Origin of the sequence: Campylobacter sp. US25a (genome assembly GCF_004379075.1) — a bacterium.
Classification (GTDB): domain Bacteria; phylum Campylobacterota; class Campylobacteria; order Campylobacterales; family Campylobacteraceae; genus Campylobacter_D; species Campylobacter_D jejuni.
In genome coordinates this window covers 83,800-98,548 of record NZ_RYYM01000001.1, presented here as the reverse complement: position 1 = coordinate 98,548, position 14,749 = coordinate 83,800, and the positions used below count along the sequence as shown (strand labels likewise).

The following is a 14,749-nucleotide window of genomic DNA, read 5'->3' as shown; positions in this document are numbered from 1 at the left end:
TTAATCCTTTAAATAAACCACACTCACAAAACGCTTAGTCGTTTTATCTCGACGATAAGAAAAAAAACTCTCATCATCAAAGCTACAAATTCCACAATCTTTAATATTTTCAATGCCTAAATTTTGCGCTTGAAATTTTACTAAAGCTTTTAAATCAAGTTTATCATCTTGAACAAATTCTTTAAATTCTTTTTTAGCAAATTCTAAAATTTCTCCATCTATTTCATAATTTTTAGCACAAATTCCAGGCAGGATAAAAAGATGAAATTTATTCTTATCTAAATGTGAATTTTGCATAGCAATTTGATCAACGCATTCTTTTAGGATATTTTCAAAGCTTCCTTTTCTACCTGAATGCAAAGCTGCTATAATGCCACTTTCATGATATAAAATTAAAGGCAAACAATCCGCACTTAAAACACAAAGAGCAGTATTTTTTTCCTTGCTTATAATCCCATCGCAACTGAGATTTTTTAAATTTTTATCATAAATAATAACTTTATGAGAGTGAATTTGATCCATAAAAACACATTTTTCAATGTCTTTAAAACCTAAATGAGAAAATAAATTCTCATTATGAATTTTAGCCCTAAAAACATTATAATCCTTATCAAAAGCACAAAAAATACCGACTTTATCATTTTCTAATAAAGATAAGAAATTCTTTCCACTTCTTCCCATGATAATCCTTTGTTTTTACCTTGTAATTGTGTATAAATATAACGAGCAAGCAAATCACTTTCTATGTTGATTTTTCTACCTACTTGATAGTCTTTAAAAAGCGTTTCTTTAAAAGTAATAGGAATAATAGTAAGCCTAATACCATTTTTTAAAATTTCATTGATAGTAAGACTTACTCCATCAACGCCTATACTTCCTTTTTCTGCCATAAATTTCATAGCTTCTTTAGGTAAAGATATATAAAAATCCACTCCATTTTCATCTTTTTGAATCTTTTCAAGTGTGCCGATAAAATCAATATGTCCTTGCATAAGATGTCCATCAATTCTATCGCCATATCTTAAAGCAGGTTCTATATGAACTTTATTTTTTAAATTCTCTATAGCTATATGAGTGCGACTTTCACGAGAAAGCTCCACTTCAAAACCCCCTTCATAAAGTTTTGTTACACTTAAACAAGCTCCATTCACAGCTATACTATCGCCAAGATTTGGGCGATATTTTGCTTTTAAGCTTAAAGTATTGTTTTGATAAGATTGAACTTTAGCAATTTCTCTTATTAGTCCATTAAACATTTTTTACCTTAAAAAATCTTATTTAATAATTTATTCACCGCTTTATCTACTTTATCGCCTGTACTTTTAATACCATCACTCACACCACCACCTACTACATTTTTAATAGAATTTAACACACTTCCTGCATTTAAATTTACTTTAGGATTTTCCGTAGTTCCTGTAATACTTCCTTTAAAATTGGCTCTATCGAGTTTAATATCAAAAGGCAAATTTAAAGCCCCGCTTTTAGAATTTAAAGCTCCTGATTGTACTAAAATATAAGAACGATCTGCTTGCATATTAAGATCAAGTTTGATATTTTCTTTTTTAATCAAAGCTTTAGCATTAGCAGTACGATAAACATCATTTGTAATATCTTTTAGCGTTAAAATTTTTAAAGCATTGGTAATAAGATTTGGTTTTAATTTACCCTCTTTCATATCCAAATTAACCTCGCCTTCTTCGCTTAAAAGATTGTAATTTGCCTTCACATCTGCCTTGCCTTGATAAACATCCATAAAGTCCAAACCTTGAGCTAGACTACTTAAATCCACTCCATTTAAATCAGCAAGCAAAAGGTTATCTTTAAGTGTGCTTTGAAGCTTCCCTTCAAATAAATTTGGGCTATTTACAACAAAATTTAAATTCTTATCAAAACCTACCTTTCCATTAAATTCTGCCCTACCTTTAAGTTTTCTATCCAACAAAAAGCCTAGTTTTGAAAAATCATTTATCTTTAGACTAAAATCCGAATTTAAAAGCATTTTGCCTATATCAAAACTTCCTTGTAGTTTTGTAAGATCAGCTAAAGATGAATTTAAAACGGAATCAAATTGAGCGATATTGTTTTTAAAATTAATTTTGGTATTTAAATCATAACTTGTATTGTTTGGAAAATTTTTATTTAAAATGTTACTTAAAGTTGTAGCATTTAAAATACCTTTAGCTTCTAAATTTGCTTTACCATTAAGGTTGTTAAAATCGATATTATCTAAATTAACTTTTGCATTAACAATCCCACTGGCATAATTTGGCATACCTGCTATAACAAAAAGTTTAGATAAATCAAGTTTATCAATGTTTAAATCAAGTTTTTTACCATTTGAATCAACCTTGATTACACCATCTGCCAAATTTGCATTTGCATTTAAATTTTGTATTTGAGTGCCTATAATATGAGCTTTTGCAGTAAGATCTGCCTTACCTTGTAATTTTTGTCCTGCTATAGCACTAAACTGAGACAAGTCATCAATAAAAGCATTTAAATCTGTATTTAACTCACTATTTTTTAAATTATAAGTTCCTTGAAGTTTTTTAATATTAAGCAAATTTGAAGCAAGTAAAGCATTGTAAGAAATATTGCTATTTTTTGCATTTGCTTTAGTATCAAGACTAAAAATTGTATTTGGAAGTTTTATTTTGGCTATTTTTTTAAGCTCATTGGTGTTAAGTTTTGCATTGTTTATTTTTGCTTCAAGATCGAAATTAGAAAAATCTAAATCCGCATTTAGAAGTTTAGCATTTAAATTTCCAGAAACCAAAGCTCCATATCCTGCAAGAGCTAATAATTTTTCCAAACTTGCTTCATTAATATCTGCAAAAATTTTATTATTTTTCAAACTTGCCTTTACCTCTCCACCAAGTCCAATAACTTGAGCATTTAAACTTGATAAGGCATTATTTACAACACTTGTTTGACCTATCACACCCAAACTACCATTTAGTCTAGTTTTTGTAAGTTTTTCAAGCTTTGCAAGAGAAGGAATACTTAAATTAAAATCAGTACTTAAAGCATTCTTGCTAATATCATAAAGAGTTTTTTGGGTTTGTAAGTTAAGATAATCATTGTAAATTTTACTTACAGCATAAATCTTATCTTCTTTAACATTGGCCAAAATTTCTGCTTTGGGATTAGAATTTAAAGGCAAGTCTAAAGAAAAATCTTTTTTTATCGCCTCATAGTTTATATAACTTGTATCAAGTTTTATGATGATATTTCCATCAGGTTTTAAATCCTGTGCTGAAATTTTTGCTTGAGCATTTAAAAAACCTTTAGCGTAACTAGGGTAAGATAAAAGATGGAGTATTTCTTCTATCTTAAGATTTTGTGCATCTAAATTTAAAGCAATAGGGCTGTAATTATACATTCTTGCATTTAAAAGTACATTTGAACCTAGTAAATAACCCTTTCCATCTAAAGTAAAATCACTTGCTTTACCTTGAATCTTACCGCCAAAAGAAAGGTTTTGATTTAAATTTAAACCTAAATTTTTAGCATAATTTTGATTTAAAGAAATAAGATAGTCAAAATCAAATCCAAGCTTAAAAGGACTCAAAGCTCCCTTGAGATTGAAATCTGCCATATTTGCGATATTTGCTCGCAGTTCAAGACTTGAAAAACGTAAATTAAAATGCGTGATATTTACGTCTAATCCCGCACTTTCTTTGATCTTTTTTTGCGCTATATTTGCCACTATATTATTACCAAAACTTGTGAAAAGTATGGCATAAATAGCAATCAAAAGCACAACAACAAAAGCTATAACTCCATAAAAAATCTTTTTCATTTTTATCCTTTAGTTTATTTTATAAAATAACTTTAGTCTATAAAACTAAACTTTTATAAATATTTTAATTTAAAGTATTGACAAAATTCATTTTTTATAGTATGATTTTATCACTCTAAATAAAAGAGTGCTAAAATCAATATTTTTAAGGATGGACAAAAATGAATTTTCAACCTTTAGGAAAGCGTGTTCTAGTTAAACGCGTTGAAGAAACCAAAACAACAGCCTCAGGCATAATTATACCAGATAATGCTAAAGAAAAGCCTTTAATGGGTGAAGTAGTGGCAGTAAGTAAAGAAATCACTGATATTGCAAATGGTGATAAAATCGTGTTTGCTAAATACGGTGGAACAGAAATTAAACTTGATAATAATGAATATTTAGTTTTAAATTTAGATGATATCTTAGGAATTTTAAAATAATTTATAAAAAGGATAAAAAATGGCAAAAGAAATTATTTTTTCAGATGAAGCAAGAAATAAACTTTATGAGGGTGTTAAAAAACTTAATGACGCGGTAAAAGTAACTATGGGGCCAAGAGGACGCAATGTTTTAATCCAAAAAAGCTTTGGTGCTCCAAGCATTACTAAAGATGGCGTAAGTGTTGCTAAAGAAGTAGAACTTAAAGACAGTCTTGAAAATATGGGTGCTTCACTTGTAAGAGAAGTAGCAAGCAAAACAGCTGATCAAGCAGGGGATGGAACAACTACTGCAACGGTTTTAGCTCATGCAATTTTCAAAGAAGGTTTAAGAAATATCACAGCAGGTGCAAATCCTATTGAAGTAAAACGCGGTATGGATAAGGCTTGCGAAGCTATAGTAGGCGAACTTAAAAAACTTTCTCGCGAAGTAAAAGATAAAAAAGAAATTGCACAAGTTGCTACAATCTCAGCCAACTCTGATGAAAAAATCGGAAATTTAATCGCTGATGCCATGGAAAAAGTGGGCAAAGATGGTGTTATCACTGTTGAAGAGGCAAAATCAATCAATGATGAATTAAATGTAGTTGAAGGTATGCAATTTGACAGAGGTTATTTAAGCCCTTATTTTATCACTAATGCAGAAAAAATGACAGTAGAGCTTTCAAGCCCTTATATCCTGCTTTTTGATAAAAAAATTGCAAATTTAAAAGATTTATTACCGGTTTTAGAACAAATTCAAAAAACAGGCAAGCCACTTTTAATTATCGCTGAAGATATTGAAGGTGAAGCGCTTGCAACTTTGGTTGTAAATAAACTTCGCGGTGTTCTTAATATTTCAGCCGTAAAAGCTCCAGGTTTTGGCGATAGAAGAAAAGCCATGCTTGAAGATATAGCAATTTTAACAGGCGGAGAAGTGATTTCTGAAGAACTTGGAAGAACTCTTGAAAGTGCGACCATACAAGATCTTGGACAAGCTTCTAGCGTAATTATCGATAAAGACAATACAACCATAGTAAATGGCGCAGGTGAAAAAGCAAATATAGATGCAAGAGTAAATCAAATCAAAGCACAAATTGCTGAAACAACTTCAGATTATGACAGAGAAAAATTACAAGAAAGACTTGCAAAATTAAGTGGCGGTGTTGCAGTTATTAAAGTAGGTGCAGCAACTGAAACTGAAATGAAAGAGAAAAAAGATCGCGTTGATGATGCTTTAAGTGCTACTAAAGCAGCGGTTGAAGAAGGTATAGTAATCGGTGGTGGCGCAGCGCTTATCAAAGCAAAAGCTAAAATCAAACTTGATCTACAAGGTGATGAAGCAATCGGCGCAGCTATCGTTGAAAGAGCTTTAAGAGCACCTTTAAGACAAATTGCTGAAAATGCAGGATTTGATGCGGGTGTGGTTGTAAATAGCGTAGAAAATGCTAAAGATGAAAACACAGGATTTGATGCTGCAAAAGGTGAATATGTTAATATGCTTGAAAGTGGAATTATCGACCCTGTTAAAGTAGAAAGAGTAGCTTTACTCAATGCAGTTTCTGTAGCTAGTATGCTTTTAACTACTGAAGCAACAATTAGTGAAATTAAAGAAGATAAACCTGCAATGCCAGATATGAGCGGTATGGGAGGAATGGGTGGCATGGGTGGCATGATGTAAGCCCTACTACCAATAATCAGCAAATTTTTGCTGATTATTTCTTTTTAAACTGCCAAATTTTGTAAGATACAAAAAATAAAATCAAAAAAACAAGAAAATTAAAATACACATTAAAAATCTGCCAAGATACAATAAAAGACAACACCATAATCACGCCATAAAAATTGGCAAAGCGAGTCATTTGTCGGAAAGTCTTCACATTTATTAAAATATAATCTAAAAATAAAAGCGAAATTAAAATACAAAGATTGCTTAAATCATCATGAGTCAATGACATCTCCCAAAAGGCGGTCTTTTTGTATATGTTTGTCCTCCAACATCTGGTGCATTTGCATATGAGATACCATAACCCATACCAAGCCTTATTAAAGTAGCAATAGGCACAGCCCTATCTTCTCTTTGCTCTTCAGCATATTTACAAACAGCTTGCATAGCCGTATAAGATAAACATAAAACTATAAGATAAATTAAACTTTTTTTTCATAATTCATTTCCTTTCTTTAATAAATTGTGAAATTCTACTTTATATTTAATAAATTTAATATTAATTATCAAAAATTTATTTTATTTTATAAGATTAAATATACATAATAAAGCTTTTTTAATAAATTTATTTTATAGAAAAATAAATTTATATTGATAATAACTATTATAAAATAAGAAAGCGTTTATAGAGAGTTTCAAGCAAGTGGATACAAAAATTTTATTATCCTTTTTCAAACCTTCTTAGTATCCCAACTCAACTCAAAAATACTCCCTTGATTTTCCACTGATTTGCAAGTGATTTTAATACCATTATCATCGCATATTTTTTTAACCAAAGAAAGACCTATGCCAAAACCACCCTGATCCTTGTTAAATCTAGTATAGCGTTCAAAAATATGATTTAAATTTGACTTTGAAATTCCACAACCTGTATCAGCAATACTTAAAAAATTGGCTTTTAAAATTATAGAAATTACTCCACCTTTTTTATTGTATTTAATAGCATTGCTTATAAGATTATCAATCAATTTAGAAATTTGACTTTTAGGAGCAAAAATATTTGCTTGATTTAAATCAAGCTTTAGTGTAATTTTTTTTTGCTCAAAAAATACTTTAAAATATTCCAATCTTTCTTCAAGTAGCATTCTTAAATCAAATTTTTGTTTTTCTGTTTCTAAGGTATTAGGGAAATTATAAAAAACAAGATCAGAATACACTTGAGACAAACTTTTTGCAGCAAGCTTAATCCTTGTGAATTTAGCATTATCTCCTAAATTTTGATGATCAAGTTGTTCTATACTCATCAAAATAATACTTAATGGGGTATTGAGTTCATGAGTTGAATCCTTAATAAAACGATTTAGTGTGCTGATTTTATCCTCTAAAGGCTTTAGAGCAATTTTTACTAGAATATAAGATATTAAACCCAATATGAAAAAAGCCATAATAGCAAAACCAAAAACTTTCGTTCTAATCCAAAAAAGATCTTTACCAACATCTTCACCCTGTATTAAAATTTGCAAACCATCGTTAGTATTTACTTCTTCATTGCTAGCATGTCTTAAAAAATAATGATCTGCACTCATAGGAGCAAGAAAAAAAACCTTATTATCACAAATACCTCTACCTTTAAGCTCTATCTTTGCCTTTCTTAAATCAAAATCTATATTACTAAAAACAATCTTTTTAGCATCAAATATAGCAAATTTTAGTGCTGCACTTTGAGCAATATTTTTTGCACTTATATCTATAGGAGTAAAACGAGAATTTAAGATGCTTATAACAATATTTCTATGATTTTCTCTTAAAGTAGCACCCTTTAAAACAACCAATTCTTCATATAATTTTTGATACCATAATGCAAAAAAAATAGTTAAAAAAATACCTGTAGTTGTTAGGTAGATTAATAAAATTTGCCTAATGACTTTTTTAGCCATAGCAATATCCCCTGCCTCTTTGATTTATAATTTTTTCTTTTCCTAAAATTTTACGTAAATTTTTCACATAAGCCCTTAAACTTAGCTCACTAGGCTCCTCATCATAATCCCAGAGTTCTTCAAAAATTCTCTCTGTGCTTAAAAAGTTGTTTTTATTTTTAAGCAATAAAGACAAAAGCTTAATTTCTTTACTCGGTAAAGTCAAGGCTTTATTATTATAGTAAAGAATTTGTGTAGTAAATTCAAATCTAAATCCATCCCCTAAATCTTCAAAATCTTCATTTTTATGTGAAAAAGCTCTTTTAAGCAAAGCTTTAACCCTAATAGATAACTCAGCAAGTTCAAAAGGTTTTTTTATGTAATCATCACAACCTGCATCAAAGCCTTGTTTTAAATCGTTTGTTGTATTTAAAGAAGTCATGAAAATTGCTGGAGTTTGCTTTCCGCTTTTTCTTAATTCTTTAAGCAATGAAAATCCATCTCCTAAAGGAACTTTTACATCTAAAATCCAAAGATCAAAATATCTTTCATAAGCTATATCTAAAGCTTCTTGCGCATTATCGCATAAAAATACTTCATATCCTTCATCATTTAAAAACTCTTCAATGATCTCACTCAAACTCAAATCATCTTCTAAAAGTAAAATTTTAGCAGCCATAATTTAAATCTTTCTAACTTCAAATCTCTTAAAATATATATCATTGTATCAAAATTCTTATCAATTATTTAATAAAATTTCATTTTTATTTAATTTATTTTTATCTATAATCCTTTTATATAAATAAATTTTTCCTTAAGGAGTTAAAATGCTTCCAAAATGGGATAATAGCTATAGTGTGCACAATGCTAAAATTGACGAGCAACATAAAAAGCTTTTTGAACTTGCTGCAAAAGTTGAAGTTGTATCAGATAGATCTGTAAGTAAAAATGAAGTCAAAGAACTTTTGGCTGAATTTTTTAATTATATGAAAGATCACTTTAATGATGAAGAAAAATACATGCAGCTAATAGGCTATCCAAATTTAGAAGAACATCGAAAAATACATAAAGAAATCATCCAAACCATGATTAATTTAATTAAAGATATCAAATCAACCAATGATCTTAAAGAAAAACTTTATATAGTGGCTAAAAAGTGGCTTTTAGAACACATACTATACGAAGACATGAAAGTTGAAAAATGGAGAAGTTCTTCTTTATCTACAGATGATGGCAGTGATATTAGCTTTGAAGCAGCAGAAGATGAAGATAATGAGCATCCACAATTTTATCTTTATATCTGTAATTGTCCTGGTAAAATTCACGATGTTCCTTATAATATTCATCAAAAAATAGAACTACAAGGTCACAAATTTACCTGCAAAACTTGTAAGCAAATTATAAAATTTTACAAAAAACATTCTTAAGGAGGATAAAATGAAACACAATGTAAAAACTTATTCTTTTAGAATGCCTTTAGAGCTTAAGGAGCGTTTGGATAATTTAAGTAAAAATCTTTCTAAGCCAAAATCAGCTATAGTAAAAGAAGCTATAGAAGCTTATCTTAATGAAGTTGAAGATTTTTCTTTTGCTGTTAATGCCCTAGAAGAACTTAAAGATGGGGATTATCAAAAGGCAAGTAAAAAAATAGATAAAATTGTCAAAAATCTTCAAGAAGATTCTAATGATAACGAACTTGGTGATTTTGATTTTGCTATTGAAGCTTTAGAAGAACTTAAAGATGGGGATTATCAAAAGGCGAGTAAAAAAATAGATAAAATTGTCAAAAATCTTAAACAAACAAAATAAAAACTTTATCACAATTTTTTGTGATAAAGACTTATTAATTTTTTATGTTAAAATACATTTATGAATATTAAAAATGGAGTTAAAAAGTGGCTCCGGATGTAGGATTCGAACCTACGACCAATCGGTTAACAGCCGACTACTCTACCGCTGAGCTAATCCGGAATATTTAAAAGTAAAATGTAATTATAGTGAAATTAAAAAACTTTGTCAAGGGTTTTTACATAAAAATGCATTTTTTATGTAAAAAATTAATTTACTCCTTAACAATAACACTTTTTAAATTTCTAAAATAAAACAAATTTACCCCATCTTCATATAAATAATCAAGCTTCATTCCATGTGTTTCTAAAATAGTATTTACAATATAAAGCCCTAATCCAAAACTTGATTTTTGTTTTGATCCTTGAGTAAAAGCTTGAGTATAATATTCTAAAGTATTGTTAAGCTCAGGACCACGATTTTTAAAACAAATATAATCGTCTATAATATCAATTTGCACAAACCCATCTTCAGAATGTTTAATACCATTATCTATCATATTTTTAATCGCTGTAGTAAAAAGTTTAAAATCCACATTTACAAAAAAACTTTCTTCCATAAAAATACGTATATTGCTATCATCTCGCATTGCAATTTCTTTGGCTTCATCTAAAACATCTAAAATATTGTATTTTTTTCTATTTATAAAAGCAGCCCCTGAAGTAATTTGCTCAATAGCAGCAAATTCATTAATTAAAATTTCAAGTCTAGTAAAAACCCCATTTAAGCGCTCTTTATATTTATTATCTTCTATCATTTCTAACGTTAATAGCCCTTTAGTAATAGGAGTTTTGAGTTCATGCATAATATTTCTTAAAAAAAACTGACGAGATTGATTTAGCTTTCGAATTTGAACAATGGCTTGATAAAAAGCTTCACTTACTTGTGAAATTTCATCCACTCCAGTGCTTACATCTTCTATATCACTAAGCTTTCCTTGGGCAAATTTATCAATTTGTTTTTTAAGTCTTTTGAGTGGTTTTAATTTTTTAAATATATAAATATAAAGTAATACAAGAATACAAATCACAGCTACAGCTATAGCTTTGATAATAAAATACCTATAGGTTTGATAATCTTGATCCTTATAAAGATAAACCTTTCCATCATAAATAATATTTAAATATACCTGTCTATTATAAGAAATAATCTCAATTAAGCCATTATTAACCTCAACTCTAGCTAAAACATCACCTCTAAAAAGAATTTTACGGATCTGCTTTGCTTCTGTTATCTCATCCATTTTATTATAATTTTTTGTCTGCTCTTCAAATTCTTTTTCACTGATAACTCCTGCAAAATTTAAGAGCCTTGCATTAGCTATTAAAGAATATTTTGTATTTAATTCTCTAGTATAATTTTGCTGATCGTATTCTATAAGCCACAAAAAGCCAAGTATAACACTAACCCCAGCAAAAATAAAAATAAAAGTTATAGTATAGAAAATCGAAGATTTATTCATTGAGTAAGCTTATAACCTATTCCACGTATAGAGTGAATATATTTTGGAGTTTTTGGATCATCTCCCATCTTTTGACGAATTCTACTGATAATAACATCTATACTTTTATTGCTAGAATCCTCACTAATAGAAGAACAATTATAAACAAGCTCTTCGCGACTTACCACTCCACCCTCTTTTTTAATCAAATAGCTTAAAATATCAAATTCAGCATTAGTTAAAGTAAGCTCTTGTCCTTTCATGGTAATAATATGCTTATATTGATCATAAACAAGATCTTTTACACTTTTTGCTATGGCGCTTTTTGTATTTGAAATACGTCTTAAATGACTTTTAATACGTGCTTGTAATTCTTTTGGATTATAAGGTTTTGGTAGGTAATCATCTGCTCCAAGCTCTAAAGCATTAACCTTATCTGTAATATCATGTCTTGCACTTGAAATAATAATAGGCGTATCATACTTTTTACGAATTTCTTCACACACTTCAAGCCCATCAAGACCTGGTAAAGAAAGGTCTAAAATGATAAGCTGATACTCTTTTAATGCAAGCTTAGAAAGACCTATATAAGGCTCATGAGCTATATCAACCTTCATATCAAATTTTTCCAAATATTCAGCTGTAATTTCTGCTAATTCTAAATCGTCTTCTATCATAAGAATATTTGTCATAGTTTTCCTTTATTTTAAACTTAATTTTAATTTTAAACTAAAATTTATAACGAAAGGAAAATCCTTCCGTTATTTTTATTTAAGCACAAGCAAAGTCGCAAAACCATTGCGATATACCCAAACTTTAGTAAATTCTTTTTTATTAACTTGTTTTAAAGCTTGTTCTAAATCTTTTAAATTTCTAATTTCACTTTGTCCAACACCTATGATAATATCACCCTCTTGGAAACCAGAATTTTTTCCTTTGCTCTTTTCTTTAACACTATCCACCAAAACACCATTAACATCTTTTGGAATTTGCAAACGATCCTTAAGTCTTGGATCTAAATTTCTCAAACTCAAACCATCAATCAAATCGCTTTGTACGCCTTTAGGATTTTCTTTTTCACCTTTAAGAGTAAAATTTGCTTGCTTATTTTCTCCATCTCTTTCGTAACTTAATGAAATTTTTTGACCAATCTCTAAAGTTCCTATATAATTTTTAAGATCAATAGGACTTTTTATAATCTTATCATTAACTTTAGTAACTAAATCTCCACGCTTAAGCCCTGCTTCATCAGCACTTGAACCTTTTTGAACATCAGTGATTAAAGCTCCTTCTTGATTTTTGTAAGCTTTTTTAGTATCACCTTGCAAAGCTGAAATAGTCACACCCAAAAATCCTCTATCAATCTTGCCTTTTTCAATAAGTTTTTTAGCTATATCTTTAACCATATTTGAAGGTATAGCAAAACCTATGCCGTTGTTTCCACCTCCGCGAGAAAGAATAGCTGAATTAATACCTACTAAATATCCGCGACTATCCACCAAAGCTCCACCTGAATTTCCTGGATTGATAGAAGCATCTGTTTGTATAAAATTTTCATATTGATTTAAACCTATATTGTCTTTATTTAAAGCAGATATTATCCCACTTGTAACACTAAAACCGACTCCAAAAGGATTTCCAAGTGCAAAAACAACATCTCCTTCCATTAAATCATCAGAATTTGTGAAAGTAATAGCTGAAAGATTATTAGCCTCTATTTTTATAACAGCCAAATCTGTTTTTGGATCTTTACCTATAAGTTTTGCTTTATATTCTGTATCACTTCCTGGTAAATTCACTGTAATCGTATCAGCATCATCTACAACGTGATTATTTGTTACTATATAACCATCTTTTGAAATAATCACCCCTGATCCCAAAGAACTCACTACTTCTTTATCATTTTTTCCTTTTCTTTGAGGAAAATCAAAATCAAAAAATTGTTTAAAATAAGGATCATTAAAAAAATCATCCAAAGGACTTGGACGATTCGCTCTTGTAATAGTTTTTGAGGTAGAAATATTAACCACTGATTTTTTTGCATCTTTAATAGAATCATGATAAGAAAGCACTACATTTCCAGCAGCAGGATTTACACGATTAGCCGTTGTAGTTGATTCGTTAAAATTAATACTTGCGGCAAATAAAGCACTCGCTAAACTTAATGATAAAAAAATCTTTTTCATTTCATTTCCTTTTGTTCTTAAAGATAAATTATCTCGTAAAATATTTTACTGTCTTCATAGTATAAAACCGAAAATTTACAAAATTGTAAATAAAACCTTGAGTGATAAAAATTTATAAAACTTGATTGACTTAGGCTAAAGTTTATGTTATAATTTAATCCTTTATATAATCAAGTAAAAATTTTTAAGGAAATATAACATGAATAGTTTATACGAAACTCTTGGAGTTAGCAAAAACGCTAGTGCAGATGAAATAAAAAAAGCTTACCGTCGCCTAGCTAGAAAATACCATCCTGATATCAACAAAGAAAAAGGTGCGGAAGAAAAATTTAAAGAAATTAATGCTGCTTATGAAATTTTAAGTGACGAAAAAAAACGAGCTCAGTATGACCAATACGGCGATTCTATGTTTGGTGGACAAAGTTTTCATGATTTTTCAAGAAATACTGGTGGGGTAAATTTAGACGATATTTTAAAAGATCTCTTTGGAGGAGGCTTTGGTGGACGCTCAAGAGGGGGTTTTAACGGCTTTTCTTCAAAAGGCTTTAGCAGTGGTTTTGGAGGATTTGGAGGTTTTGAAGAAGAAAATTTAGACAGCAATCTAGAGCTTCACATTCCTTTTGAAAAAGCTGTTAAAGGCGGGGAGTATAGTTTTAATTTTCAAGGCGAAACCATTAAATTTAAAATTCCACACGGTATAAAAGAAGGCGAGAAACTAAGAATTCGCTCTAAAGGAAAACAAAGCAGAAATGGAGCTAGAGGCGATTTAATCATTATTGTAAAAATAGAAGAAAGTCCTATTTACACAAGAGAAGATGATGATTTATATCAAAAGGTTGATATTTCTTTAAAAACTGCACTTTTTGGTGGAAAAATAAATATAAAAACACTCAAAGAAGGCAAGGAAGAAGCGACAATTAACATAACACCTAATTCAAAAAATAACCAAAAAATTCGTTTAAAAGGTTATGGGGTACAAAATAGAAAAAGTGATATTTATGGGGATATGTATTTGATTTTAAATGTTGTTTTGCCAAATTTAGATGCTCTTGATGAAAAATTTATAGAACTCTTAAAAGAAAAATTACCTTAAAGAAAGGAATAAAATATGGAACACCATTATGATGAACCTGTATATTTAATCAGTGTTGTGGCTAAAGTTTTAAGCATACATCCACAAACCTTAAGGCAATACGAAAGAGAAGGATTGATAGAGCCAAGTAGAACCGATGGCAAAATAAGACTTTATTCTCAAAGGGATATTGACCGTATTAAACTTATATTGCGTTTAACAAGAGACATGGGAATCAATCTTGCTGGAGTAGATGTTATCTTAAAATTAAAAAACCAACTTCACGAATTTGAAAATTTAATTGATGAACTACGCTTAGAATTAAGCAAACAACAAGATAAAGAAGCGGCTAGTAAAGCCGTTGTCAAGCATAAAAATAGCTTTGACTTGATTTTTTATGAGAAAAAATAAAAAATA

Annotated in this window: 15 protein-coding genes, 1 tRNA gene and 1 pseudogene; 6 read left to right on the top strand and 11 right to left on the bottom strand. The window is 29.4% G+C overall.

Going from position 1 to position 14,749, the window contains the following annotated elements; all coding sequences use genetic code 11:
* The 3 genes from ELQ12_RS00510 to ELQ12_RS00500 are packed head-to-tail and all read right to left on the bottom strand — an operon-like array spanning window position 1 to window position 3,805.
* Window positions 1-681, bottom strand: coding sequence for a polyphenol oxidase family protein (locus ELQ12_RS00510; protein ID WP_002861915.1), 681 nt, complete (start codon window positions 679-681; stop codon window positions 1-3).
* Complete coding sequence (locus tag ELQ12_RS00505) at window positions 645-1,256, bottom strand: riboflavin synthase (RefSeq protein ID WP_070242786.1); 612 nt, start codon at window positions 1,254-1,256, stop codon at window positions 645-647. Before ELQ12_RS00505 ends, ELQ12_RS00510 begins: the two co-directional genes overlap by 37 nt.
* A gap of 8 nt (window positions 1,257-1,264) precedes the next feature.
* The gene (locus tag ELQ12_RS00500; RefSeq protein ID WP_134264493.1) at window positions 1,265-3,805 is read right to left on the bottom strand and encodes a hypothetical protein; all 2,541 of its coding nucleotides are present in this window, start codon (window positions 3,803-3,805) and stop codon (window positions 1,265-1,267) included.
* Between the two features lie 161 nt (window positions 3,806-3,966).
* Between ELQ12_RS00500 and groES the strand changes: the two genes are divergently transcribed.
* Together groES and groL are read left to right on the top strand one after the other, a co-directional pair.
* Window positions 3,967-4,227 (top strand): co-chaperone GroES, encoded by a 261-nt coding sequence (gene groES, locus ELQ12_RS00495; RefSeq protein ID WP_002825273.1) that lies wholly within the window; start codon window positions 3,967-3,969, stop codon window positions 4,225-4,227.
* Window positions 4,228-4,246: 19 nt separating this feature from the next.
* On the top strand, window positions 4,247-5,884 hold the full coding sequence (groL, locus tag ELQ12_RS00490; RefSeq protein WP_002853460.1) for a chaperonin GroEL: 1,638 nt from the start codon (window positions 4,247-4,249) through the stop codon (window positions 5,882-5,884).
* Window positions 5,885-5,918: 34 nt separating this feature from the next.
* Here the strand turns inward: groL and ELQ12_RS00485 are convergent, their stop codons facing one another.
* From ELQ12_RS00485 to dccR, 4 genes are all read right to left on the bottom strand, one after another.
* On the bottom strand, window positions 5,919-6,161 hold the full coding sequence (locus ELQ12_RS00485) for a hypothetical protein (RefSeq protein WP_052949257.1): 243 nt from the start codon (window positions 6,159-6,161) through the stop codon (window positions 5,919-5,921).
* Window positions 6,152-6,316: a hypothetical protein gene (locus ELQ12_RS10195; RefSeq protein ID WP_162842097.1), complete on the bottom strand. Its 165-nt coding sequence runs from the start codon at window positions 6,314-6,316 to the stop codon at window positions 6,152-6,154. The genes ELQ12_RS00485 and ELQ12_RS10195 overlap by 10 nt, the downstream gene beginning before the upstream one ends.
* A gap of 284 nt (window positions 6,317-6,600) precedes the next feature.
* The gene (gene dccS / locus ELQ12_RS00480; RefSeq protein WP_002870841.1) at window positions 6,601-7,806 is read right to left on the bottom strand and encodes a two-component system sensor histidine kinase DccS; all 1,206 of its coding nucleotides are present in this window, start codon (window positions 7,804-7,806) and stop codon (window positions 6,601-6,603) included.
* Entirely contained in the window at window positions 7,799-8,464 is a 666-nt protein-coding gene (gene dccR, locus ELQ12_RS00475) for a two-component system response regulator DccR (protein ID WP_002870842.1), read from the bottom strand. Before dccR ends, dccS begins: the two co-directional genes overlap by 8 nt.
* Before the next feature lie 148 nt (window positions 8,465-8,612).
* Here dccR and ELQ12_RS00470 point away from each other — a divergent pair, with 148 nt between their 5' ends.
* A complete protein-coding gene (locus ELQ12_RS00470; RefSeq protein ID WP_002861919.1) occupies window positions 8,613-9,212 on the top strand; it encodes a bacteriohemerythrin in 600 nt (199 codons plus the stop codon).
* A gap of 10 nt (window positions 9,213-9,222) precedes the next feature.
* A pseudogene (locus ELQ12_RS10565) lies at window positions 9,223-9,462 on the top strand (ribbon-helix-helix domain-containing protein); the annotation flags it as partial.
* 219 nt (window positions 9,463-9,681) lie between these two features.
* On the opposite strand, the gene ELQ12_RS00460 reads toward ELQ12_RS10565, so the two are convergent.
* The 4 genes from ELQ12_RS00460 to htrA all read right to left on the bottom strand — a co-directional run bounded on the left by ELQ12_RS00460 (window position 9,682) and on the right by htrA (window position 13,260).
* A tRNA-Asn gene (locus ELQ12_RS00460) sits at window positions 9,682-9,756 on the bottom strand.
* A gap of 91 nt (window positions 9,757-9,847) precedes the next feature.
* On the bottom strand, window positions 9,848-11,095 hold the full coding sequence (locus tag ELQ12_RS00455) for an ArsS family sensor histidine kinase (protein ID WP_004305599.1): 1,248 nt from the start codon (window positions 11,093-11,095) through the stop codon (window positions 9,848-9,850).
* The gene (locus ELQ12_RS00450) at window positions 11,092-11,766 is read right to left on the bottom strand and encodes a response regulator transcription factor (RefSeq protein ID WP_002777451.1); all 675 of its coding nucleotides are present in this window, start codon (window positions 11,764-11,766) and stop codon (window positions 11,092-11,094) included. Before ELQ12_RS00450 ends, ELQ12_RS00455 begins: the two co-directional genes overlap by 4 nt.
* Before the next feature lie 75 nt (window positions 11,767-11,841).
* The gene (gene htrA / locus ELQ12_RS00445) at window positions 11,842-13,260 is read right to left on the bottom strand and encodes a serine protease HtrA (RefSeq protein WP_002870989.1); all 1,419 of its coding nucleotides are present in this window, start codon (window positions 13,258-13,260) and stop codon (window positions 11,842-11,844) included.
* Between the two features lie 199 nt (window positions 13,261-13,459).
* Between htrA and ELQ12_RS00440 the strand changes: the two genes are divergently transcribed.
* Together ELQ12_RS00440 and hspR are read left to right on the top strand one after the other, a co-directional pair.
* Window positions 13,460-14,353 (top strand): DnaJ C-terminal domain-containing protein, encoded by an 894-nt coding sequence (locus ELQ12_RS00440; protein WP_134264492.1) that lies wholly within the window; start codon window positions 13,460-13,462, stop codon window positions 14,351-14,353.
* Window positions 14,354-14,368: 15 nt separating this feature from the next.
* On the top strand, window positions 14,369-14,743 hold the full coding sequence (hspR, locus tag ELQ12_RS00435) for a heat shock transcriptional regulator HspR (protein WP_002861924.1): 375 nt from the start codon (window positions 14,369-14,371) through the stop codon (window positions 14,741-14,743).
* Window positions 14,744-14,749 lie beyond the last annotated feature (6 nt).

What these genes read in the sequence shown, in the direction of transcription:
- ELQ12_RS00510 (WP_002861915.1), bottom strand. Translation starts at nt 681, where the DNA reads ATGGGAAGAAGTGGAAAGAATTTCTTATCTTTATTAGAAAATGATAAA.
- ELQ12_RS00505 (WP_070242786.1), bottom strand. Translation starts at nt 1,256, where the DNA reads ATGTTTAATGGACTAATAAGAGAAATTGCTAAAGTTCAATCTTATCAA.
- ELQ12_RS00500 (WP_134264493.1), bottom strand. Translation starts at nt 3,805, where the DNA reads ATGAAAAAGATTTTTTATGGAGTTATAGCTTTTGTTGTTGTGCTTTTG.
- groES (WP_002825273.1), top strand. Translation starts at nt 3,967, where the DNA reads ATGAATTTTCAACCTTTAGGAAAGCGTGTTCTAGTTAAACGCGTTGAA.
- groL (WP_002853460.1), top strand. Translation starts at nt 4,247, where the DNA reads ATGGCAAAAGAAATTATTTTTTCAGATGAAGCAAGAAATAAACTTTAT.
- ELQ12_RS00485 (WP_052949257.1), bottom strand. Translation starts at nt 6,161, where the DNA reads ATGTCATTGACTCATGATGATTTAAGCAATCTTTGTATTTTAATTTCG.
- ELQ12_RS10195 (WP_162842097.1), bottom strand. Translation starts at nt 6,316, where the DNA reads ATGCAAGCTGTTTGTAAATATGCTGAAGAGCAAAGAGAAGATAGGGCT.
- dccS (WP_002870841.1), bottom strand. Translation starts at nt 7,806, where the DNA reads ATGGCTAAAAAAGTCATTAGGCAAATTTTATTAATCTACCTAACAACT.
- dccR (WP_002870842.1), bottom strand. Translation starts at nt 8,464, where the DNA reads ATGGCTGCTAAAATTTTACTTTTAGAAGATGATTTGAGTTTGAGTGAG.
- ELQ12_RS00470 (WP_002861919.1), top strand. Translation starts at nt 8,613, where the DNA reads ATGCTTCCAAAATGGGATAATAGCTATAGTGTGCACAATGCTAAAATT.
- ELQ12_RS00455 (WP_004305599.1), bottom strand. Translation starts at nt 11,095, where the DNA reads ATGAATAAATCTTCGATTTTCTATACTATAACTTTTATTTTTATTTTT.
- ELQ12_RS00450 (WP_002777451.1), bottom strand. Translation starts at nt 11,766, where the DNA reads ATGACAAATATTCTTATGATAGAAGACGATTTAGAATTAGCAGAAATT.
- htrA (WP_002870989.1), bottom strand. Translation starts at nt 13,260, where the DNA reads ATGAAAAAGATTTTTTTATCATTAAGTTTAGCGAGTGCTTTATTTGCC.
- ELQ12_RS00440 (WP_134264492.1), top strand. Translation starts at nt 13,460, where the DNA reads ATGAATAGTTTATACGAAACTCTTGGAGTTAGCAAAAACGCTAGTGCA.
- hspR (WP_002861924.1), top strand. Translation starts at nt 14,369, where the DNA reads ATGGAACACCATTATGATGAACCTGTATATTTAATCAGTGTTGTGGCT.